The following is a 19,938-nucleotide window of genomic DNA, read 5'->3' as shown; positions in this document are numbered from 1 at the left end:
GCCCCTCTGACGGATCTCCGCGGCGTCGCGACAGAGGGATTCCCGCCCGGGGAGGGTCACAGGGCGCGCAGGAAGTCGAGGAGGACGCGGTTGAACTCCTCGGGCCGCTCCAGGTTCGGGTAGTGCCCGACGCCCTCCAGCAGGAGCGCGCGTCCGTCGGGGACGGTCCGGGCCATGCGGTCGGCGGCGTCGAGCAGGGCGGCCGGTTCCAGGCTGCCGTTGAGGGCGAGCAGCGGTACCCCGATCTCCGCGAGGCGGGGCCGGGTGCCGGTCACGCGGACGTGCCAGTCCCGCTCGCCCGGGGCGTGCTTCATGATCGTGTGCAGGGCGAGGTCGCGGAGGCGGCGCGCGATCTCCGGGTCGACCTGGTCGGCCGTCCGGTGCTCGCCGGGCACCACGCGCAGGAAGGCGGCGAGCCAGCCCTCGACGTCGCCGGCGCCCAGGGTGCGCGCGTACTCGGCCTGGAGCGCTCGGGTCCAGTCGTCGGTGTACTCGAAGTCGCCGGTCGCGGCGCCGCAGCTGACGACGGCGCGGACGAGCCCGGGGTGTTCCAGTGCCGTCTCGGTGGCGATCACCCCGCCCATGGAGACGCCGACCAGGACGGCGGGCCCGGCGTCGAGGTGGCGCAGCAGTCCGGCGAGGTCGTCGGCCCAGCGGAACGGCGCGCTCGCGTTGGCCGAGAACCCGTGGCCGCGTACATCAGGGGCGATCACCCGGTACTCGGCGGCGAGCGCCGGTATCTGCTCGGCCCAGAAGCGGTGGTCGACGAACCCGGCGTGCAGCAGGACCACCAAGTCCCCGGAGCCGGTGTCGAGGTAGGCGAGGTCGCCGTCGGCGGAGGGGTGGAGGCGCAGATCCGAAGCAACAGTCATGACAACCAAGGTGTCATCCTGTCCTCGATTTGGCAACCCAGGTGTCATGATGGGCGGATGGACGCCACCGATGCCCCCCTGGACCCCGATGAACTCGGCCACCGCCTCAACGAGGTGTACGACCTGGTCGGCCCGCTCTACCGGCGGGTCTTCCGCAAGGTCGAGCAGGGCGAGCAGATCGAGGGCGCGTCGGTCGGGGTGCGCGCCGTGCTGGATCTGCTGCGGCGGCACGGGCCCCTGACGGTGCCGCAGATGGGCCGGATCGTGGCGCTGAGCCGGCAGTTCATGCAGCGCATGGTCAACGAGGCGGCGGAGCGCGGCTGGGTGGAGTCCATCCCCAACCCGGCGCACCAGCGCTCCTCGCTGATCCGTCTGACACCGGCGGGCGAGGAGCTGATCACCGCCGTCCTCGCCCGCGAGCACGCGCTGAACCGGCAGGTCGGCGGCGGGCTGACCGACGCCGACCTGCGGGCCTGCGTCAAGGTGCTGTCCGAGATACTCAGGACCTTCGACCAGGTGGACGTGGACTGAGCTACTCCCCCATGACCAGCCCGTCCTTCCCGGCGCCCCGGCTGAGGACCACCTCCCGGATCCGGTCCCGCACGCCGAGGACGTCGGCGCCGTCCTTCAGCGCCCTGTTGAGGTTCACCACGCGCCCGGCGTCGATGTCGAACAGCTGCGGGAGGAACTCGGCGCGGGTCACCTCCCAGCGCCCGCCGGGCCCGGCGGGCGGGGCGAAGGTGAAGCGGCCGATGGTGGACTGGTTGCCGCGGGGGTCGGGGGTGCCGGTGTGGTTGGACATCTGGCCGGCGATCTGGTCGCCCATGCCGTAGACCACCCAGGTGCCGTTGACCTTCTCGTAGGCCTGCGGGACGTGGGCGTGGGTGCCGAGGATCAGGTCGATGTCGGGGCGTCCGCCGGTGCGGGCGGCGGTGAGCGAGCGCGCGAGGGTCACCTGCCGGTCGTCGGGGGTGTCCTGCCACTCGGTGCCCCAGTGCACGGAGACCACGACCACGTCGGCGCCGGCCCGCCGGGCGGCCCGGGCGTCGGCGAGGATCCTGTTCTCGTCGATCAGGTTGACGGCCCAGGGCTGCCCCGCGGGGAGCGGATAGCCGTTGGTGTCGTAGGTGTAGGCGAGGTGCGCGACCCGGGCCTCGCCCGCGCGCAGCACGGTGACCGTGCGGGCCTCCTCCTCGGTGCGGGCCGACCCGGCGTGCCGCACCCCGGCCCGGTCCAGGGCGTCGAGGGTGCGCTGGATGCCGGCGGCGCCGTCGTCGAGGCTGTGGTTGGAGGCGGTGGAGCAGCCGTCGTAGCCGGTGGCGGCGAGGGCCGCGGCGATCTCCGGCGGGGACTTGAAGGCGGGGTAGCCGGTGTAGTCGCCGTTCGCGCCGTAGACGGTCTCCATGTGGCACAGGGCCAGGTCGGCGCGGCCGACGACCGGCGCCGCCCCGGCGAACATGGGGCGGAAGTCGTAGCCGGTGCCGTCCGCGTCGAAGCGGGCCCGGTCGATGATCGAGGTGTGCGGGAGGACGTCACCGGAGGCGACGAGGGTGAAACCGCGGGACTCGCGGGCGTCCGCGGCGGAGGGGGCGGGACGCCCCGGGGACTCGTGGCGGTCGGCCTGGCAGGCCGCGCCCGCCGCGAGGAGGGCGGTCAGGGCCAGGGCCACCTGTCGGCTGCGTGCGATCATCACTCACCCCGATGTAGTCGTATTTACACATCAATAGGTAAGAATTACGACGCTTCGGGAACGGGTTCCGACACGCCCATTAGCCCGTCCGGCCCCGCGCCGGATACGGACGGAACCGTTCGTCGAACCGTTCGTCGACGCGATCGACCGTCCGTCGCAGACCCGTGTGCGCGGCCTGTCCCCGGACGCCGCCCTGCGATGCCATACGGCCATGACGGCCGGAACCAGTCTTGTGAACGGGACGACCGCCGAGCACGAGCTCGCCGCACTGCAGCGCGAGCACGGCCGGCCTCTTTTCGCGCTGCTGCTCAGGCTCTGCGACGGGGACCGGCAGCGCGCCGAGGATCTGGTGCAGGAGACCCTGGTACGCGCCTGGCAGCACCCCGAGGCCCTGCGCGCCGACGACTTCGACTCCGTACGGCCCTGGCTGCTCACCGTCGGCCGGCGGCTCGCCATCGACGCGCGGCGGGCCCGGCAGGCGCGGCCCCCGGAGGTGGGCGACGCGATCCTGGAGAACGCCCGGGTCTGCGCGGACCACGCCGAACGGGCGGCCGCGACCCTCGATGTGCGCGAGGCTGTGAAGACTCTCACTCCGCAGCACCGTGAAGTCCTGGTGCTCGTGTACTTCCAGGGGGCCAGTGTGGCGGAAGCAGCGCAGACCCTGGGCATACCTGCCGGTACCGTGAAGTCCCGCGCGTACTACGCGCTGCGCGCCCTGCGCCGGGTGCTTCCCGGTTACGCGGCCGACCTGCGCTGAAACCGTCGGCTGAGTCAAACCTCCGTAAAGCGCCTTGCCGTGGACCATGGTTGAGTAATCGGCTGTCTTCATCCGTGTTCCGGACTGGAGCCCGGGGTCGGGCGACGCGTACGCACCGGAGGAAGGCAGGAAGGGATGCTGCACAGAGGCCAAGAGAGCACGGACGGCGCCGGCGGCGGTGAACTGACCGTCCCCATGGCGTGGTTGTACGCCGAGTACATCGCCGACGAGCTGCTGCGGACCGGCGACCTGATGCCGCCGACGTCCTTCGAGTTCCGCGCCGGGCGGGACGCGCTGGCGCTGACGATCTTCCTCGCCGACACCGGCGGCGAACTCCCCGGTATCCGGGTCGTCTCGCAGCTGGACACCTGGCTGTCGCTGACCGCCTACGACCAGCCGTGGCAGGACTGGGTGTGCGAGCACATGGCGCGGCTCGCCGCCGCGGCGATCGAGTCCGGGGGCCCCACCCCCGACCTCGATCTGGCGGAGGCGGCCTGGCGCTGGCTGGAGGAGACCGAACTGCTCGCCCCGGACCTCAACGCGGTCCCCGGCGGCGGCGCTGTGACGGGCGAGGAGGACGGCCCGAAGGTCTGGACTCCGGCCTGGCAACTCGGCCTTCCCCTGGGCCACTTGGCGATCCACCTCTTCTGACACCGGGCCCGCGCGGGCGGTGCCGCCGAGCGGGCGTTCCCCGGTGGCGACGCCCGGGAGGGGCGGCCGGAAACTTTTTCCGGAAGGGGACCAATCCGCCGCCCCGGCCGCTCCGAATCCCAAGGTTGCGATTCTGTGTGGGGCTTGAGTGATTCGGCGGTCCGCTGCGTACGGATGGGAGCAAGGAGTAACCCACCCCACACCCAACGGCACGAGGATTGCGCATGAGGTCCCTGGAAAGGCATCGCGATGTCGCCGCATACGCACTCGGCGTGCTGGACGAGGCGGAGGCCTTCCGCTTCGAGGATCACCTCATGGAGTGCCCCAGCTGCACGGCGCATGTGACGGAATTCGGTCCCGCCACACGGCAGTTGATGCTGTACCGCCGGGCCACCCCGCGCGCCGTGCACCCGATGGCCAAGCCCGGCCCGCGGCTGCTGGACCGCCTGCTGGGCGAGGTGGCGGGCCGCAACCGGCTGCGCCGCCGGAGCCTGCTGTACGGCCTCGCCGCCTCGGCGGCCGTCGCGCTCGCCGCGCCGGGCGTCGCGATGATGGTGGCGGACGGCGACACGGCCGCCCGCCGGGTCGCCGCGACCGACGAGCGCTCGGGGGTGTGGGCCCAGGTCACGGCCGAGGACCTGCCCTGGGGGACCCAGGTCGAACTGAAGGTGAAGGACGCGGCCGGCCCCCGCGCCTGCCGGCTGGTCGCCGTCGGCCGCGACGGCTCGGAGCAGGTGCTCACCAACTGGACGGTGGCCCACCACGACGCCCGCGAGAACACCATGATGGGCGCCGCCGCCTTCCACGCCGACGAGATCTCCCGCTACGAGGTGCGCACCTCCGACGGGGAGCACCTGGTGACGGTGGACGCGGGCTAGGCTCCTTCTGCCACGGAGATCCGTCAGAAGGGCCCTGGCAGCCGCCCTCACTTCAGCAGGCGGGACATCCTCCGGTCCGCCAGGGGCTTTCCGCCCGTCTGGCAGGTGGGGCAGTACTGGAGGGAGGAGTCGCTGAAGGACACCTCCCTGATGGTGTCGCCGCAGACCGGGCAGGGTTCGCCGGTACGGCCGTGGACGCGCAGGCCGCTCTTCTTCTCCGCCTTCAGCCGGCCCGCCGCGAGGCCCCGGGAGCGGGCCACCGCCTCGGTGAGCGTGGTGCGCAGGGCCGTGTGCAGGACGCCGGTCTCCTCCGGGGTCAGCCGGCCCGCCGGTTTGAAGGGGGACATCCGCGCCGCGTGCAGGATCTCGTCGCTGTAGGCGTTGCCGACGCCCGCGATGAGGGACTGGTCGCGCAGGGCTCCCTTGATCTGCCGGCGCTCGCCCTTCAGCAGGTCCGCCAGACGGGCCTCGTCGAAGTCGTCGGCCAGCGGGTCGGGCCCCAGCCGGGCGATCCCGGGCACCAGATGCGGGTCCGGCACCACGTACACCGCCAGGCGCTTCTGCGTGCCGGCCTCGGTGAGGTCGAAGCCGGCGCCGGTCTCCAGCGCCACCCTGAGCGCCAGCGGGCCCTTGCCGGGCCTGGGCGGGCCGTCGGGCAGCCGGTCCCGCCACTGGAGCCAGCCCGCGCGGGCCAGGTGGGTGATCAGCCGGGGTCCCCCGTCCGTTTCCAGGTCCAGGAACTTGCCGTGCCGCCGTACCGCCGTGACCTGGTGCCCCTCGACCGCGGCGAGCGGCGGGTCGTAGGTCTTCAGGACGCTGATCGCGACCGGCAGCACCCGGACGATCTCGTGGCCGACCAGGTGTTCGGTGAGGAATTCCTTGAGCGCTTCCACCTCGGGGAGTTCCGGCATGCGTCCAGGGTGCCACCGGTGGCGGCTCAGTTCCGGGACGGGACGCGGAACTCGCACCACACGCACTTGCCGCCGCCGCGCGCCTCCACGCCCCACTCGTCGGCGAGGAGTTCCACCAGCAGCAGCCCCCGGCCCGAGACTCCCTCGTCGCCCGCTTCCCGGCGCCGGGGCAGCGCGCTGGAGGAGTCCTCCACCTCCACCCGCAGTCTCGGCTCGGAACCGGTGAGGACCCGCAGGGTGACGATGGCGGAGCCCTCGGTGTGCATCAGCGCGTTGGTGATCAGCTCGTCGGCGACCAGTTCGATCTCGTCGGCGCTGTCGCCGGAGCTCCAGGCGCGCACGGCGGCCCGGATCATGTGCCGGGCCTGGGAGAGGGCGTCCGGATCGCCGGGCGGCACATGCTGCTGGAGCCGGCCGCCGGTGCGCGGGGCGTCCGGTCCGCGGCGGCGCAGCAGGAGCAGCGCCACGTCGTCGTCACCGCCGCGCTCCTCGGCCATCTCGATCAGCCGGTCGGCGAGTGTGCGCACGTCGTCGGGGCCCTGGCCGACCAGGGCCGCGAGGGTGCGCATGCCCTCGTCGAGGTCGAAGCCGGGCTGTTCGACCAGGCCGTCGGTGCACAGCAGCAGGGTGTGCCCGGGGTCCAGCTCCACGGTCCGCACCGGGTACTCCAGCCGCCCGAACTCGGCGGACAGGCCGAGCGGCAGACCGCCCTGGACGGCGACCCGCCGGCAGGTGCCGTCCGGCTGCCGTACGAGCGGGTCGATGTGCCCGGCGCGCACCACCTGCACCACTCCGGTGGACAGGTCGGCCTCGGCGTACAGGCAGGTCGCGAAGCGGTCGGTGTCCAGTTCGTGCAGGAAGACCGAGGCGCGGGCCATCACCGTGGCCGGGGTGTGCCCCTCGGCGGCGTAGGCGCGCAGCACGATGCGGAGCTGGCCCATGACGGCGGCGGCGTGGGTGTCGTGGCCCTGGACGTCGCCGATGACCGCGCCGACCCGGCCGCCGGGCAGCGGGATCAGGTCGTACCAGTCGCCGCCGATGTCCCGGCCGAGGGTGCCGGCGGCGGTGCCGGCGCGGTAGCGGACGGCGACGTCGGCGCCGGGGACGCTGGGTATCGTGCGCGGCAGCATGGCCTGCTGCAGCCCGGTCGCCAGGTCCTTCTCCTGTTCGTAGAGCATGGCCCGTTGCAGGCTCTGGGCGATGCTGCTGCCGAGGGCGACCAGGACGTTGCGGTCCTCGGCGGAGAAGCCGTGCCGGTCGCTGTAGAGCAGTCCCATGGCGCCGATCGGCCGTCCCTGCGCGATCAGCGGGAGATAGGCGGCCGAGGTGACGGCCAGGCCGGTGATGTGCGGCCACAGGATGGGGTAGCCGTGCGCGAACTCGTCCGGCGACTCGATGAACCGGGGGGCGAGGGTGCGGACGACCTCGCTCATCGGGTAGGGCTCCTCGATGCCGGTGACCCGGGTGCCGGGGACGAAGCTGCCGGCCGGGCCCTCGGCGATCAGCCGGATGCGGCCCGCCTCGACCAGCCCCATGACGAGGCTGGTGGCGCCGAGGTGGATCAGCCCGTTGGTGTCCTTGAGGACGTCGATCACGTCCTGGACGGTCCGGGCGTGGGCGAGCGCGGCGGTGGTCAGCGCCACGACGTTCGTCTGCTGGCGGCGGGCCTCGTCCAGCGCGGCCTGTTCGCTGCGGGCCTCGCTGTCGCTGAGCTCCTGGGTGGCGTCGCGCACGATGCCGATGATGCGGCGCGGGCGGCCCGTCTCGTCCCGCCGGATGTACCCCTGGGTGTGGGTCCAGCGCAGGGTGCCGTCGCGGCGGCGTATGCGGAAGTAGGCGCCGTAGTTCTCGCTGCCGTCCTTCATCGCCTGCGAGACCGCGGCGTCCAGGCGGATTCCCTCGGCCGTCGGGACCCGGACGCCGAGGCTCGCCGGGCGGTCGTCGAACTCGTCGGGGCGCAGGTCGAAGACCTCGTGGGCCTGGGCGTCCATGTGGAACAGGCCGGCGTCCAGGTCCCAGTCGAAGCTGCCCATGCGGTTGAGCGCCAGAATCGGGTCCGGGTGGGCGGGCCAGTCGTCCGGGAGTGACAGGGCGCTCGCTCCCCGATCAACCATGCGCCCACCTTGCCAGTATTTGTCCGATTCTTCGACTGGGGCGGGTCGACTGTTCACGGCCCGCTCCCCTCAGCCGCCGGAGCCGCCGGCCGGGCCGCCGAGGTCCCCGGCCCTGACCGGCGGCGCCTCCGGATCGTCGGGGATCAGACCGCCCCCGTCGGGCGCGTCGGGCAGCTCCGGTACGGATTCGGGGCCGGGCTCGTCGGGGAGGCCGAGGGAGGCGCCGGGGTCGTCGGGCAGGGTCGTACCGGTGTCCGGCGCGATGGGGACGGTTGCGGCGCCCTGGCCGGGCGGGCGGGGCTCGGCGGGTTCGCCGGGCGGCGGTACCGACGGGCCCGGTGGGGTGTCCGGGGCGGTGGCGGTGGCTGCCGCGGGGCAGTCGGCCGCGCTCGCGGGGGACCGCGCGCCGGGCTCGGCGTCGACGGCCGGTTCCCCGGGCTCCGCGTCGCCGGTGACGGCGGCGGCCGGGCAGTCGGGCGGGGCCGTCGCCGACGCGTCCGCGTCGGAGGGCTCGGCGCGCACCTCGCGCGCGGGCAGCCGCCCGTCCTGAGCCGCCGGGAGCGTCGGCCGGGGCAGGGTCCGGTCGTGGCGGACGTCGTGTCCGATCCGCCGCTCGATCCAGGTGCCGTCGGCGCTGTCGAGGAGGGTGAGATCGGTGAGCGGCCGGGGTGCCGCCGTCACCACGACGACCTCGGCGGGCCGGTAGCCGGCCCACGCGCCGCCCCGGGTGCCGGGGCCACCGTCCGCGCCGACCGGCGGCTTCAGCGGGCTGCCGTCGGCGCAGCGCAGCCGCGGCACGCCCCGGGCGTCCACCAGGACCGCCGTGCCGGCCTGGAGGACGGACTGGTGCGAGGTCGCCCGGCCCGCGCGGTATCCGTGGCCGGAGACCCGGGTGTCCGCGCGCAGCACGACCGGCGTGAGACGGCGCAGATGGTCGGGGAGGGCCGCCGGGACGATGCCCGCGGCCCCGGCGAAGGCGCGGGCCCGTTCGGGGTCGGCGGTGAGGTGGGCGATCTGCCGGTGCACGTCGCAGGAGCCGACGCGGACCGTGCCGCCGTACAGACCGGGCAGGGAGCCGGGCAGCGACCGCGGCGCGGTGGCTCCCTCGTGCGGCGTCCGGATGACGGGCGCCGGGCCGGGGAGGGCCGTGGAGGGTGTGAACGGGTCGGGCCCGCGTGCCGCGAGCGGCCGGAGCAGCAGGTCCGCGCCGACCGGGGTGTCCCGCGCGTCCCGGCCGCGGCCGAGGGCGAGGAACGCCAGGGCGAGGGCGCAGACCATGACCAGTATTGCGGTGGGTGTTCGCACCGACGTGCTCCCGCCTCTTCTGGGGCAGATCGTCACTATTGTCTTCTTCACCCGCACGGGTCACGCAACCGGAGCGGGCGGGCACGGTCGGTGACGGGGCGGCCGGGGCCCCCGGCGGGACAATGGGAGCGAGGAGCGCAGAGCGTGGAGTGGTTCACCGCACCCGAGTACTGGCTGAGCCGGCTGGTCTTCCAGCGGGCGCTGGCCGCGGTGTACCTCGTCGCGTTCCTGACGGCGGCCCTGCAGTTCCGGGCGCTGATCGGCGAGCGGGGTCTGCTGCCGGTGCCGCGGCTGCTGGAGCGGGTGCCGTTCAGGGTGGCGCCGAGCCTGTTCCACCTCCACTACTCGGACCGGTTCTTCGCGGTGTGCGCCTGGTCCGGCTGCGCGGTGTCCGCCGCCCTGCTCGCGGGGGCGGACGGCCTGCTGCCGCTGTGGGCGGCGATGCTGCTGTGGCTGGTGCCCTGGGCGCTGTACCTGTCGATCGTGAACGTCGGCCGGACGTGGTACTCGTTCGGCTGGGAGTCCCTGCTGCTGGAGGTGGGGTTCCTCGCGGTGCTGCTCGGCAACGACGAGGTGGCGCCGCCCGTGGTGGTGCTGTTCCTGCTGCGCTGGGTGCTGTTCCGGGTCGAGTTCGGCGCGGGCCTGATCAAGATGCGGGGCGACGCCTGCTGGCGGAACCTCACCTGCCTCTACCACCACCACGAGACCCAGCCCATGCCCGGTCCGCTGAGCTGGTTCTTCCACCGGCTGCCGCGCCCGCTGCACCGGGCGGAGGCGGCCGCCAACCACTTCACCCAGCTCGTCGTGCCGTTCCTGCTGTTCACCCCGCAGCCGGTGGCCACGGCGGCCGCGGCGCTGATGATCGCGACCCAGCTGTGGCTGGTGCTGTCGGGCAACTTCTCCTGGCTGAACTGGATCACCATCGTGCTGGCGGTCTCCGCGCTCCGGCTCCCGGACACCGCGCCCCGGGTGCCGGAGGCGCCCGCGTGGTACGTGGCCGTGGTCCTCGCCGTGGGCGGGCTGCTGCTCTTCCTCGGGCACCGTCCGGTCCGCAACATGGTCTCCCGGCGGCAGGTGATGAACCGCTCCTTCGACCCGCTCCACCTGGTCAACACCTACGGCGCGTTCGGCAGCGTCAGCCGGGTCCGCCACGAGGTGGTGATCGAGGGCACCGCCGACGAGGTGCCGCGCGCCGACTCCGACTGGCGGGAGTACGAGTTCAGGGGCAAGCCGGGTGATCCCCGCCGCTGGCCCCGGCAGTTCGCGCCGTACCATCTGCGGCTGGACTGGCTGATGTGGTTCGCCGCGCTGTCACCGGCCTACGCCGCGCCCTGGTTCGGGACCCTGGTGGAGCGGCTGCTGGAGAACGACCGGGAAACCCTGAAGCTGTTGCGCCGCTCCCCGTTCCCGCCCGACGCGCCGCCCCGGTTCGTCCGCGCCCGCCTGTTCCGCTACCGGTACACGACCTGGCGGGAGTTGCGGGCGACGGGGGCCTGCTGGGTGCGGACCCCGGTGCGGGAGTACCTGCCGCCGACCCGGCTGGCGGAGGAGGTTCACAGACCGTAGACGCGTACGGCGGTGGCGTGCAGGATCTGCTCGGTGGCGGCCAGTTCCCGGGTCAGGTCCAGGACTTCGCCGTACGGTGCGGCCTGGGTGGAGACCGGCCAGTCCGAGCCGAACATGATGCGGTCGGGGCCGAAGGCGTCCAGGGCGGTGTCGGCGTAGGGGCGCAGGTCGGTGACGGTCCGGTCGGGGGCGGCCTCGGTGAGCAGGCCGGAGAGTTTGCAGACGGTGTTGGGGAGTTCGGCCAGGGCGCGCAGGTCGGCCGCCCAGGGGTGCAGGGTGGCCGAGGCGACCGGGGGTTTGCCCAAGTGGTCCAGGACGAAGGTGAGTCCGGGCAGCCGGGCGGCGGCCTCGACGCAGGCGGGGAGCTGATGCGGCAGGACCACCAGGTCGTACGCGAGCCCGGCGTCGGCGACCGCCGACAGTCCCCGGAGCACCTCCGGGCGGAGCAGCCACCGGGGGTCCGGCTCGCCCTGGACCTGGTGGCGGACGCCCTTCAGGTGCCGTCCGCCGGGGAGTCGGCGCAGCCGGGCGAGTTCCTCGCCGATGCCGGCGGCGGTCAGGTCGGTCCAGCCGACCACGCCGGCGACGAGGTCGTGGGCGTCCGCGAGGGCGAGCAGCTCGGGGGTCTCCTCGGGCACGGTGACGGTCTGGACGAGGATCACGCCCTCGACTCCGGCCGCTCGCGCCTCGGGGGCGAGGTCGGCGAGGGAGAAGTCGCGCCGGACGGGGCTGTCCGGGGCGATCCAGTCCTGGTCCCGCACGGACAGGTCCCAGACGTGCACATGGGTGTCGATCGTCATGGCAGGTCCCCCTCGGGCAGCAGGCCGCGGTCCCGCAGTTCCCGCCAGAAGGCGTCCGGCACGGGGGTGGCGAACTGCTGGGCGCAGTCGTGGACTTCGGCCGGGCCGCGCGCCCCGACCAGTACGGTCGTGACCGCCGGATGGGCGGCGCAGAAGGCGAGGGCTGCGGCCCGCAGCGTGGTGCCGTGGCGCTCGGCGGCCTCCTTCAACAGCAGTGCCCGGTCGACGAGTTCGGCGGGCGCCCGGGTGTAGTCGTACGTCGCCCGCGGTCCGGGGTCGGCGAGCAGGCCGGAGTTGAAGGGCCCGCCGAGCACCACCCGGGTGCCGCGCTCCAGGGCCGCGGGCAGGAGACGGGTGCGGGCGCTCTGGTCGAGCAGGGTGTGGCGGCCGGCGCAGAGCACCACGTCGACGTCGGTGTCCCGGACGAAGCGGGTCAGCATCTCCGCCTGGTTCATGCCGGCGCCGATCGCGTCGACCACGCCTTCCGCGCGCAGCCGCTCCAGCGCCGGATAGCCCTCCCGGAAGGCCTGTTCGGCGTGGTCGTCGGGGTCGTGGAGGTAGACGAGGTCGACCCGGTCCAGGCCGAGCCTGAGCAGGCTGTCCTCCAGGGTGCGCCGGATGCCGTCGGCGGTGAAGTCCCACACCCTGCGGTGGGTCGCGGGGACGGCGAAGCCGTTGGCCAGGTCGTCGCCGCCCGCGTGGGACGGCTCCAGGCGGCGGCCGACCTTGGTGGAGATCCGGTACGCCTCGCGCGGGCGTTCGCGCAGGGCCGCGCCCAGGCGGCGCTCGGAGAGTCCGAGCCCGTAGTGGGGTGCGGTGTCGAAGCGGCGGATGCCGCGTTCCCAGGCGGCGTCGACCGTCGCCCGGGCCTGTTCGTCGGTGACCTCGGTGTAGAGGTTGCCGAGTGCGGCGGTGCCGAGGCCGAGCCGGGTCACCGCGCCACCGGCCTCGGGCGCAGACCCTGCATACCGCCGTCGACGGCGAGGGCGGTGCCGGTGGTGGCGCCGGAGAGCGGGCTCGCCAAGTAGGCGATGGCGCCCGCGACTTCGGCGGCCGACACCAGCCGTCCGGAGGGCTGGCGGGCCTCCAGTGCGGCGCGTTCGGCGGCCGGGTCGGCGGCCCGGGAGAGCAGTCGTCCGATCCACGGGGTGTCCGCCGTACCGGGGTTGACGCAGTTGACGCGGACGCCCTCGCGGATGTGGTCGGCGGCCATGGCGAGGGTGAGGGCGTGCACGGCGCCCTTGGTCGCGCTGTACAGGGCGCGTTCGGGCAGTCCGGCGGTGGCGGCGATCGAGCAGGTGTTGACGATCGCCGCGTGCCGCGAGCGGCGCAGGTGCGGGAGGGCGGCGCGGGCCGCGCGGACCATGCCGACGACGTTGACGTCGAGGACGCGGTGCCATTCGGTGTCGTCGTTGTCCTCGACGGTGCCCTGGGCGCCGACGCCGGCGTTGTTGATCAGTACGTCGAGTCCGCCGAGCCCGTCGGCGGCGGCGGTGACGGCCGCGCGCACCGCGGTGTCGTCGGTGACGTCGGCGCGCAGTGCGAGCAGGGTCGGGGGCGCCGGGGAGGGGTCGAGGTCGAGGACGGCGACCCGGGCGCCGCGCTCGGCGAGGAGTTCGGCGGTGGCCAGGCCGATGCCGGAGGCGCCCCCCGTCACCAGCGCGGAGAGTCCCTCGAAGTCGCTCATGTCGTGTGCCCCTTCCGGTCGTCGAGGTCGGCGGCCCAGAAGGCGCCGTCCGGGTAGGTGTGGCGCGCGATCGACTCGGGCCGCATGGCCGCGGAGAAGCCCGGCGCGGTGGGTGCCGTGTAGTGACCGTCGCGGATCACCACGGGGTCGAGGAAGTGGTCGTGCAGATGGTCGACGTACTCGATGACCCGGTTTTCGGTGGTTCCGGAGACGGCCACGTAGTCGAACATCGCCAGGTGCTGGACGAGTTCGCACAGTCCGACCCCGCCCGCGTGCGGGCAGACCGGGACGCCGAACCTGGCCGCGAGGAGCAGGACGGCGAGGTTCTCGTTGACGCCGCCGACGCGGGCGGCGTCGAGCTGCACGACGTCGACGGCGCCGGCCTGGAGGAGCTGCTTGAACACCACCCGGTTGTGGGCGTGTTCGCCGGTGGCGACCTTGACCGGGGCGACGGCGGCGCGGATCGCCGCGTGGCCCAGGACGTCGTCGGGGCTGGTGGGTTCCTCGATCCAGTACGGGTCGAACTCGGCGAGTGCTCCCGTCCAGCGGATCGCGTCGGGGACGTCCCAGCGCTGGTTGGCGTCGACGGCGATGCGGATGTCGGGGCCGACGGCCGCGCGGGCGGCGCGGCAGCGCCGGATGTCGTCGTCGAGGTCGGCGCCGACCTTCAGTTTGATCTGGCGGAACCCGTCGGCGACGGCCTCGCGGGCGAGCCGGGTGAGCTTGGCGTCGTCGTAGCCGAGCCAGCCCGGGGAGGTGGTGTAGGCGGGGTAGCCGTGCCGTTCCAGCAGGGCGCGCCGCTCCCCCGCGCCCGCGCGGCCGCGTTCGAGGAGGTCCAGGGCCTCGGCGGGGGTGAGCGCGTCGGTGAGGTGGCGGAAGTCGATCTGGGAGACCAGCCAGGCGGGTTCGGCGTCGGCGAGGAACCGCCACAGGGGCTTTCCGGCGCGTTTGGCGGCCAGGTCCCATACGGCGTTGACGACGGCGCCGATCGCCATGTGCATCACGCCCTTCTCCGGTCCCAGCCAGCGCAGTTGGCTGTCGCCGGTGAGGTCGCGGTACAACGTGCCCGGATCGGCGCACAGTTCGTCGAGCGGGCGGCCCCACACCTGGTCGCGCAGCGCCCGGATCGCGGCGACCTGGACGTCGTTGCCCCGCCCGATGGTGAAGGTGAAGCCGTGCCCCTCGTGCCCGTCGGCGGCGTCCGTGCGCAGGACGACGTAGGCCGCCGAGTAGTCGGGGTCCGGGTTCATCGCGTCGGAACCGTCCAGCTCGCGCGAGGTGGGGAAGCGGATGTCGTAGGTGTCGACGGCGGTGACGCGGGCGGTGGTCGGGGACACGTCGGTGCCTCTCGCTCGGTCGCGGGGCCGGTCCGGGGCGCGGCCCGGCAGCGGCACGATGTCGCATACTTATCAGACCACTCGGCCGACAGAACACCCTTGTGCGCCACATCGGCGGGGTTGACACTCCAAGTGGTCGGACCACTGCCGTGATGCCCGGTCCGTTCCGGTGGTTACACTGCGGCTGACTCGGTGACGGGAGGAAGTGCGTGGACCAGGGGCCGGCCCCGCAGCGGGGCACCGTGACGCAGCGCGCCGTCGAGGAGATCAAGGCGCTGATCGCCGGGGGGCGGCTGGAGCCGGGCGAGCGGCTGCCGACCGAGCGGGATCTCGCGGCGCGGCTCGGGATCTCCCGCAGTTCGATGCGCGAGGCGATCCGGGCGCTGACGGTGCTGGGGGTGCTGGAGGCCCGGCACGGCTCGGGCATCTACGTCACCCGACTGGAGGCGGGCGACCTCCTGGAGGGCTTCGGGGTGGTCGCCGAACTCGCCCGCGGGGAGCGGCTGGTGGAGTTGCTGGAGGTGCGCCGCTCACTGGAGTCGACGGCGGCCGCGCTGGCCGCCGCCCGGATCACACCCGGTCAACTGGCGGAGGTGGAGCGGCATTTGAAGGCGATGGGCGCCACCGACGACCCGGACGAGATCCTCGCCCACGACCTCGCCTTCCACCGGGCGGTCGCGGAGGCGGCCGGCAACGCGACGATGGCCGCGATCCTGGAGGGCCTGTCCTCGCGCACCTTCCGGGCGCGGGTGTGGCGCGGCTACCAGGAGGAGGACGCGTTCGCCCGGACCCGCCGCGAACACGCCGCCATCCACCGGGCGCTGGTGGCCCGCGACCCGGAGGCGGCCCGGGCCGCGGCGGCCGCCCATGTGGGCGAGGTGGAGCGCTGGTTGAGGGAGCGGCCCGAGGACTGAGGAAGGGGTGAGGGTGTGCGCCGTTCGGCCGAGGCACGCCCCGCGTCTCCACGGCGGTTCGCACCGGCACCCCGACGCCACCTCAGCCCGGCAGGACGCGTACCTCCGCGCCGTCGATCTTCTTCCACCAGTGCCCGTACCGCCCGTAGACGCCCGGTTCGCGGTCCGCCAGCAGCGCCGTCAGGGACTCCGCCTCCCGGGCGAGCCCCTCCCAGGCGTCGGCGGGGAGTGCATGGAAGGCGGTCGCCTCGATGCCGCCCCCGGCCGGGCGCCACACCCCGGCCACCCGCCCGTCCACCAGCAGCGTCGGCAGGACGTCCCCGTTGACCCGGATCACCAGCGAGCGGTACTCCGGCGGGATCACCCGGCTGCGGTCGGCGTGGGCCAGCAGCACGCTGTCCCACATCGCCATCAGCCGGGGCGGGGCCGGGGTGTCCTCGCCCGGACGCGGGGCGCCCGGCAGGTCGTACAGGACCGTCCCGTCGGGGCCGGTCAGCTCCTGGAGGGAGTCCGCGAGCGCGCCTACCGCGGTGCGGACCCGGCCCCGCCGCACGGTGGCGAACTGGGCGATGTCGGCCACCGAGGCGGGCCCGTACGCCGCCAGGTACCGCGGGACCAGCGCCCGCAGGGCCTCCTCGGGCCCGCCGGGGCAGCGGTCCCCGGGTCCGGCGAGGTACGCCGGGGACGTGCCGAACGACCACGGCGGACCGGTCACCGCGTGCACCAGCGGGGCGTAGGACCGCATCCCCCACCAGGCGCCGTCCTGCCGCTCCGCGCCGACCCGCGCGCCGAGCCACGCCGTCAGCTCGCCGTTCGACCGCGGCCGATCCGCGAACTCCAGCAGCCCAGGCTCCAGTTCGGCGGCGTCGACGGGGGTGAGACCGGCGGCGGCGAACCGGGACCCGAGCCGGGAGGCGTGCAGCGTGGGCCGCATCGCCTCCCGGAGCGTCGGATAGTCGTCCCGGTGCACGGCGTGCAGGGTGATCCGCAGCAGCGTCGCCTTCAGCAGGGTGCCGTCGGCGAAGGCGGCGTCCAGATCGGCGGGCGCGAAGCCGGAGATCCGGTTCCACAGGGCGAGGTACGGCGACGCCGGCTGCTGTGCCTGGAGCGCCGTCAGCCGCCGTACCGCCTCGGCGGCCGTCAGCGGCTCCCGGTTCAGCAGCAGTTGGCGGCCGAGGGTGGCCCGGTTCAGTTCCCGCGCGCTGATCTTCATGCGGGGATTGTGCCGTCAGGACCTCCTCAGCCGCAGCGTCCTCAGCTCGAAGGGCCGCAGCCGTACGGCGATCCTGTTGCCCTCGCAGGCCGTGGCACCGTCCGGCAGGGGCCGTTCCAGCAGGTCGGTGGCGGTGGCGTCCGCCACCTCGAACCCGGCGGTGAGGGTCGCGCGGCAGCGGCCGCCGTGCGCCTCGTGGAGGCGGACGACGACGTCGCCGCTGCCGTCGTCGGCGAGCTTGACGGCGGTGACGACGACCGCGTCCCGGTCGACGCCGACCAGCGGGGCGACCTCCGCCGCCCCGGTGCGGGACCGCACGGGGAGGTTGATCCGCCAGCCCTCGCGGACCGCGTCGCCGATGTCGGCGCCCGGCACCAGGGCGTGCCGGAAGCGGTGGACGCCCTGGTCGGTCTCCGGGTCGGGGAAGCGCGGGGCGCGCAGCAGGGAGACCCGGACCGTGGTGGTGGTGCCGTGGTCGCCGTCGGTGCGGACGGTGCGGGTGATGTCGTGGCCGTAGGTGGAGTCGTTGACGACCGCCACGCCCCAGCCCGGCTCCTCCAGGTGCACGAACCGGTGGTTGCACGCCTCGAACTTGGCCGTCTCCCATGAGGTGTTGGTGTGGGTGGGCCGGTGGAAGTGCCCGAACTGGGTCTCGGACGCGTACCGTTCGGCGTGCACGTCGAGCGGGAAGGCGAGCTTGAGGAACTTCTCCGTCTCGTGCCAGTCCACCTCCGTCTCCACCACCAGCCGCCGCTCCCCCGGCGCGAGGGAGAGCACCTGGACGACCCGGGACGCCCCGAAGGACCGCGTGACCCGCACGCCGTCGCCGTCGGGGGCGATCTCGTCGGCGTCGGTCAGGTCGGTGACGGTGTTGCGGTAGAACGCGTCGACGTCCCAGGCGTCCCACATGTTGGGGAAGTCGGGGTGCAGTTGGAGCAGGTTCCCGGCGCGGCCGGGGGCGATCGTCTCGCGGTCGGCGGCGAGGTCGAGGGCGGAGACGACCAGGCCCCGGCCGTCGATCTCGACCCGGAGCAGCCCGTTGTCGAGGACGTGTCCTCCGCCGCGGCGCGCGGTGACGGTGGTTCGGCCTTCGGTGACCGGGGTGCGGGCGCCGCCCGCGGGGACGCCGTCGCGGGTGTGCGGGGCCGGGTTGAACGCCAGCGGGACGGAGCCGTCGCCGGCCAGGGCGTGCTGCGCCGCGTCGACGATCGCCTCCAGTTCGCCGGCCAGCCGCTCGTAGGTGGCGCGGGCCTCCCGGTGCACCCAGGCGATGGACGAGCCGGGCAGGATGTCGTGGAACTGGTGCAGCAGCACCGTCTTCCAGATCCGGTCCAACTCGGCGTACGGGTAGGGGAATCCGGTGCGTACGGCGGCTGTCGCGGCCCACAGTTCGGCCTCGCGCAGGAGGTGTTCGCTGCGCCGGTTGCCCTGTTTGGTGCGGGCCTGGCTGGTGAGGGTGGCGCGGTGCAGTTCGAGGTAGAGCTCGCCGACCCACACCGGCGGGTTCGGATACTCGGCCTCGGCCTTGGTGAAGAACTCGGCCGGGGTCTCCCACACCACGGTCGCCGAGCCTTCGAGGTCGCGCAGCCGGGCCGCCCTGGCGACCGTCTCCCGGGTGGTGCCGCCGCCTCCGTCGCCCCAGCCGGTGGGTGCCAGGGAGTGCCGGGCGGCGCCCTTGTCCCGGAAGTTGCGGGCCGCGTGGGCGATCTCGCGGCCCGTCATCGCGCAGTTGTAGGTGTCGACGGGCGGGAAGTGGGTGAAGATCCGGGTGCCGTCGATGCCCTCCCAGGTGAAGGTGTGGTGGGGGAAGCGGTTCGTCCGGGACCAGGAGATCTTCTGGGTGAGCAGCCAGCGGGCGCCGGCGGCCTTGATGATCTGCGGGAGTCCGGCGGCGAAGCCGAAGGTGTCGGGCAGCCACACCTCCTCGTTCTCGATGCCGAACTCGTCGAGGAAGAAGCGCTTGCCGTGCACGAACTGCCGGGCCATCGCCTCCGAGCCGGGCATGTTGGTGTCCGACTCCACCCACATCCCGCCGGTCGGCACGAACCTGCCGTCGGCGACCGCCTTCTTCACCCGCGCCCAGACCTCGGGCCGGTGCTCCTTGACCCAAGCCCACTGCTGCGCCTGGGACATGGCGAAGACGAACTCCGGTTCGTCGTCGAGCAGGGCGGTCATGTTGGCGGTGGTGCGGGCGACCTTGCGGACGGTCTCGCGCAGCGGCCACAGCCACGCCGAGTCGATATGGGCGTGGCCGACGGCGCTGATGCGGTGGGCGGAGGGCACGGCGGGCTCGGACAGCACGGTCTCCAGCCGGGCCCGCGCCTGGGCGGCGGTGCCGTTCACGTCCTGGAGGTCGATGGCGTCCAGGGCCCTCTCCACCGAGCGGAGGATCTCCCAGCGGCGCGTGGAGTCCACGGGCAGCTCGGCCATGAGTTCGCCGAGCACCTCCAGGTCGATCACCAGTTCCCACACCGTCTCGTCGAGGACGGCCAGGTCCATTCGGGTGAGGGTGTACTGCGGCTCGTCACCCGCGGTGTCCCTGTCGCCCAGCCGTGTGGGCAGGAAGGGGTGGTGGTCGAGGATGACCGGGTTGGACGCGGCCTCGACGTGCAGCCGCACCTCCTCCTCGCCTGCGACCGGCGCGCCGATCCGCACCCACTGGTTGCGCGGGTTGAGGCCCTTCACCGGGGTGCCGTCGGGCCGGTACACCAGGCCCTCGCACTGGAAGCCGGGCATGTCCTCGTCGAAGCCGAGGTCCAGGACGGCCTCCACGGTCCGGCCCGCCCACGCCTCGGGGACGGTGCCGGTGACCCGGAACCAGCTCGTTCCCCAGGGCGCGCCCCAGCGGGCGCCCACCTCGATCGGCCGGGGTTCGGCCGCCAGTCCCTCGGCGACCGGCACGGGCTCCCCGGGCGCGTGCCACACCGCCACGTCGAGGGGGACCGACTCGGGGTACACGGCGGGGCGGATACGTTCGTCGAGGACACGCTTGAGGCGGGCTTCGACCAGGTCGCGGTCGTCATGCATGTGGGGCGCTCCGTAGGTCGTCCGGGTGCGGGTGTTACCGGGAGGGGCACGGTCGCTGTGACAGCTGTGTACTGGTGTGGTCTACACCTCCCCTGCGGCACCGGCTTCGAACCGCCCGGCGGGGCGTGTGCGAGGGCTTGGCGGGGCGGTGCGGGTGACACCGGAGGTTCGACGCAGGTGACACCCCGCGAGGCGTGCACGGGTGACACCCCACGG

The 19,938-nt window shown here is 73.7% G+C and carries 17 protein-coding genes; 6 read left to right on the top strand and 11 right to left on the bottom strand.

What is annotated here, in order from left to right; genetic code table 11:
• Positions 1 to 56: 56 nt before the first annotated feature.
• Positions 57 to 872, bottom strand: coding sequence for an alpha/beta fold hydrolase (locus tag ABT296_RS13435; protein WP_351926515.1), 816 nt, complete (start codon positions 870 to 872; stop codon positions 57 to 59).
• Between the two features lie 57 nt (positions 873 to 929).
• Here ABT296_RS13435 and ABT296_RS13430 point away from each other — a divergent pair, with 57 nt between their 5' ends.
• Entirely contained in the window at positions 930 to 1,403 is a 474-nt protein-coding gene (locus ABT296_RS13430) for a MarR family winged helix-turn-helix transcriptional regulator (protein WP_351926513.1), read from the top strand.
• 1 nt (position 1,404) lies between these two features.
• Here ABT296_RS13430 and ABT296_RS13425 read toward each other — a convergent pair whose 3' ends face one another.
• Positions 1,405 to 2,562 (bottom strand): CapA family protein, encoded by a 1,158-nt coding sequence (locus ABT296_RS13425; RefSeq protein WP_351926511.1) that lies wholly within the window; start codon positions 2,560 to 2,562, stop codon positions 1,405 to 1,407.
• Between the two features lie 211 nt (positions 2,563 to 2,773).
• On the opposite strand from ABT296_RS13425, the gene ABT296_RS13420 reads away from it, so the two are divergent.
• The 3 genes from ABT296_RS13420 to ABT296_RS13410 all read left to right on the top strand — a co-directional run bounded on the left by ABT296_RS13420 (position 2,774) and on the right by ABT296_RS13410 (position 4,848).
• Positions 2,774 to 3,319 carry a sigma-70 family RNA polymerase sigma factor gene (locus ABT296_RS13420; RefSeq protein WP_351926509.1) on the top strand — a complete coding sequence of 182 codons (546 nt, stop codon included), beginning with the start codon at positions 2,774 to 2,776 and terminating at the stop codon, positions 3,317 to 3,319.
• 135 nt (positions 3,320 to 3,454) lie between these two features.
• Complete coding sequence (locus ABT296_RS13415) at positions 3,455 to 3,970, top strand: hypothetical protein (RefSeq protein ID WP_351926507.1); 516 nt, start codon at positions 3,455 to 3,457, stop codon at positions 3,968 to 3,970.
• Positions 3,971 to 4,194: 224 nt separating this feature from the next.
• Entirely contained in the window at positions 4,195 to 4,848 is a 654-nt protein-coding gene (locus tag ABT296_RS13410; RefSeq protein ID WP_351926505.1) for a zf-HC2 domain-containing protein, read from the top strand.
• A 47-nt stretch (positions 4,849 to 4,895) separates the two neighbouring features.
• Here ABT296_RS13410 and ABT296_RS13405 read toward each other — a convergent pair whose 3' ends face one another.
• From ABT296_RS13405 to ABT296_RS13395, 3 genes are all read right to left on the bottom strand, one after another.
• Positions 4,896 to 5,759 (bottom strand): Fpg/Nei family DNA glycosylase, encoded by an 864-nt coding sequence (locus tag ABT296_RS13405; protein WP_351926503.1) that lies wholly within the window; start codon positions 5,757 to 5,759, stop codon positions 4,896 to 4,898.
• Positions 5,760 to 5,785: 26 nt separating this feature from the next.
• Positions 5,786 to 7,873 carry a SpoIIE family protein phosphatase gene (locus ABT296_RS13400; RefSeq protein ID WP_351926501.1) on the bottom strand — a complete coding sequence of 696 codons (2,088 nt, stop codon included), beginning with the start codon at positions 7,871 to 7,873 and terminating at the stop codon, positions 5,786 to 5,788.
• A gap of 69 nt (positions 7,874 to 7,942) precedes the next feature.
• A complete protein-coding gene (locus ABT296_RS13395) occupies positions 7,943 to 9,178 on the bottom strand; it encodes a DUF6777 domain-containing protein (protein WP_351926499.1) in 1,236 nt (411 codons plus the stop codon).
• Positions 9,179 to 9,322: 144 nt separating this feature from the next.
• Between ABT296_RS13395 and ABT296_RS13390 the strand changes: the two genes are divergently transcribed.
• Positions 9,323 to 10,744 carry a lipase maturation factor family protein gene (locus tag ABT296_RS13390; protein WP_351926497.1) on the top strand — a complete coding sequence of 474 codons (1,422 nt, stop codon included), beginning with the start codon at positions 9,323 to 9,325 and terminating at the stop codon, positions 10,742 to 10,744.
• Here ABT296_RS13390 and ABT296_RS13385 read toward each other — a convergent pair.
• The 4 genes from ABT296_RS13385 to ABT296_RS13370 are packed head-to-tail and all read right to left on the bottom strand — an operon-like array spanning position 10,732 to position 14,568.
• Positions 10,732 to 11,544, bottom strand: a complete 813-nt coding sequence (locus ABT296_RS13385; protein ID WP_351926495.1) for an amidohydrolase family protein — start codon at positions 11,542 to 11,544, stop codon at positions 10,732 to 10,734. The genes ABT296_RS13390 and ABT296_RS13385 overlap by 13 nt on opposite strands.
• The gene (locus tag ABT296_RS13380; protein WP_351926493.1) at positions 11,541 to 12,479 is read right to left on the bottom strand and encodes an aldo/keto reductase; all 939 of its coding nucleotides are present in this window, start codon (positions 12,477 to 12,479) and stop codon (positions 11,541 to 11,543) included. The genes ABT296_RS13385 and ABT296_RS13380 overlap by 4 nt, the downstream gene beginning before the upstream one ends.
• A complete protein-coding gene (locus ABT296_RS13375; protein ID WP_351926492.1) occupies positions 12,476 to 13,231 on the bottom strand; it encodes an SDR family NAD(P)-dependent oxidoreductase in 756 nt (251 codons plus the stop codon). The genes ABT296_RS13380 and ABT296_RS13375 overlap by 4 nt, the downstream gene beginning before the upstream one ends.
• Positions 13,228 to 14,568: an enolase C-terminal domain-like protein gene (locus ABT296_RS13370; protein ID WP_351926490.1), complete on the bottom strand. Its 1,341-nt coding sequence runs from the start codon at positions 14,566 to 14,568 to the stop codon at positions 13,228 to 13,230. Before ABT296_RS13370 ends, ABT296_RS13375 begins: the two co-directional genes overlap by 4 nt.
• Before the next feature lie 209 nt (positions 14,569 to 14,777).
• Between ABT296_RS13370 and ABT296_RS13365 the strand changes: the two genes are divergently transcribed.
• The gene (locus ABT296_RS13365; protein WP_351926487.1) at positions 14,778 to 15,482 is read left to right on the top strand and encodes a FadR/GntR family transcriptional regulator; all 705 of its coding nucleotides are present in this window, start codon (positions 14,778 to 14,780) and stop codon (positions 15,480 to 15,482) included.
• Positions 15,483 to 15,564: 82 nt separating this feature from the next.
• On the opposite strand, the gene ABT296_RS13360 is transcribed toward ABT296_RS13365, so the two are convergent.
• Together ABT296_RS13360 and ABT296_RS13355 are read right to left on the bottom strand one after the other, a co-directional pair.
• On the bottom strand, positions 15,565 to 16,695 hold the full coding sequence (locus ABT296_RS13360; protein ID WP_351926485.1) for a winged helix DNA-binding domain-containing protein: 1,131 nt from the start codon (positions 16,693 to 16,695) through the stop codon (positions 15,565 to 15,567).
• Positions 16,696 to 16,710: 15 nt separating this feature from the next.
• Entirely contained in the window at positions 16,711 to 19,722 is a 3,012-nt protein-coding gene (locus tag ABT296_RS13355) for an alpha-mannosidase (RefSeq protein ID WP_351926483.1), read from the bottom strand.
• Positions 19,723 to 19,938: the final 216 nt, after the last annotated feature.

It is taken from the genome of Streptomyces sp. NPDC000983, from assembly GCF_040299205.1.
GTDB lineage: Bacteria > Actinomycetota > Actinomycetes > Streptomycetales > Streptomycetaceae > Streptomyces.
This window is presented reverse-complemented; position numbering and strand designations above follow the sequence as displayed.

Coding starts and splice junctions, on each gene's coding strand:
- ABT296_RS13435 (WP_351926515.1), bottom strand. CDS start 872: ATGACTGTTGCTTCGGATCTGCGCCTCCACCCCTCCGCCGACGGCGAC.
- ABT296_RS13430 (WP_351926513.1), top strand. CDS start 930: ATGGACGCCACCGATGCCCCCCTGGACCCCGATGAACTCGGCCACCGC.
- ABT296_RS13425 (WP_351926511.1), bottom strand. CDS start 2,562: ATGATCGCACGCAGCCGACAGGTGGCCCTGGCCCTGACCGCCCTCCTC.
- ABT296_RS13420 (WP_351926509.1), top strand. CDS start 2,774: ATGACGGCCGGAACCAGTCTTGTGAACGGGACGACCGCCGAGCACGAG.
- ABT296_RS13415 (WP_351926507.1), top strand. CDS start 3,455: ATGCTGCACAGAGGCCAAGAGAGCACGGACGGCGCCGGCGGCGGTGAA.
- ABT296_RS13410 (WP_351926505.1), top strand. CDS start 4,195: ATGAGGTCCCTGGAAAGGCATCGCGATGTCGCCGCATACGCACTCGGC.
- ABT296_RS13405 (WP_351926503.1), bottom strand. CDS start 5,759: ATGCCGGAACTCCCCGAGGTGGAAGCGCTCAAGGAATTCCTCACCGAA.
- ABT296_RS13400 (WP_351926501.1), bottom strand. CDS start 7,873: ATGGTTGATCGGGGAGCGAGCGCCCTGTCACTCCCGGACGACTGGCCC.
- ABT296_RS13385 (WP_351926495.1), bottom strand. CDS start 11,544: ATGACGATCGACACCCATGTGCACGTCTGGGACCTGTCCGTGCGGGAC.
- ABT296_RS13375 (WP_351926492.1), bottom strand. CDS start 13,231: ATGAGCGACTTCGAGGGACTCTCCGCGCTGGTGACGGGGGGCGCCTCC.
- ABT296_RS13360 (WP_351926485.1), bottom strand. CDS start 16,695: ATGAAGATCAGCGCGCGGGAACTGAACCGGGCCACCCTCGGCCGCCAA.
- ABT296_RS13355 (WP_351926483.1), bottom strand. CDS start 19,722: ATGCATGACGACCGCGACCTGGTCGAAGCCCGCCTCAAGCGTGTCCTC.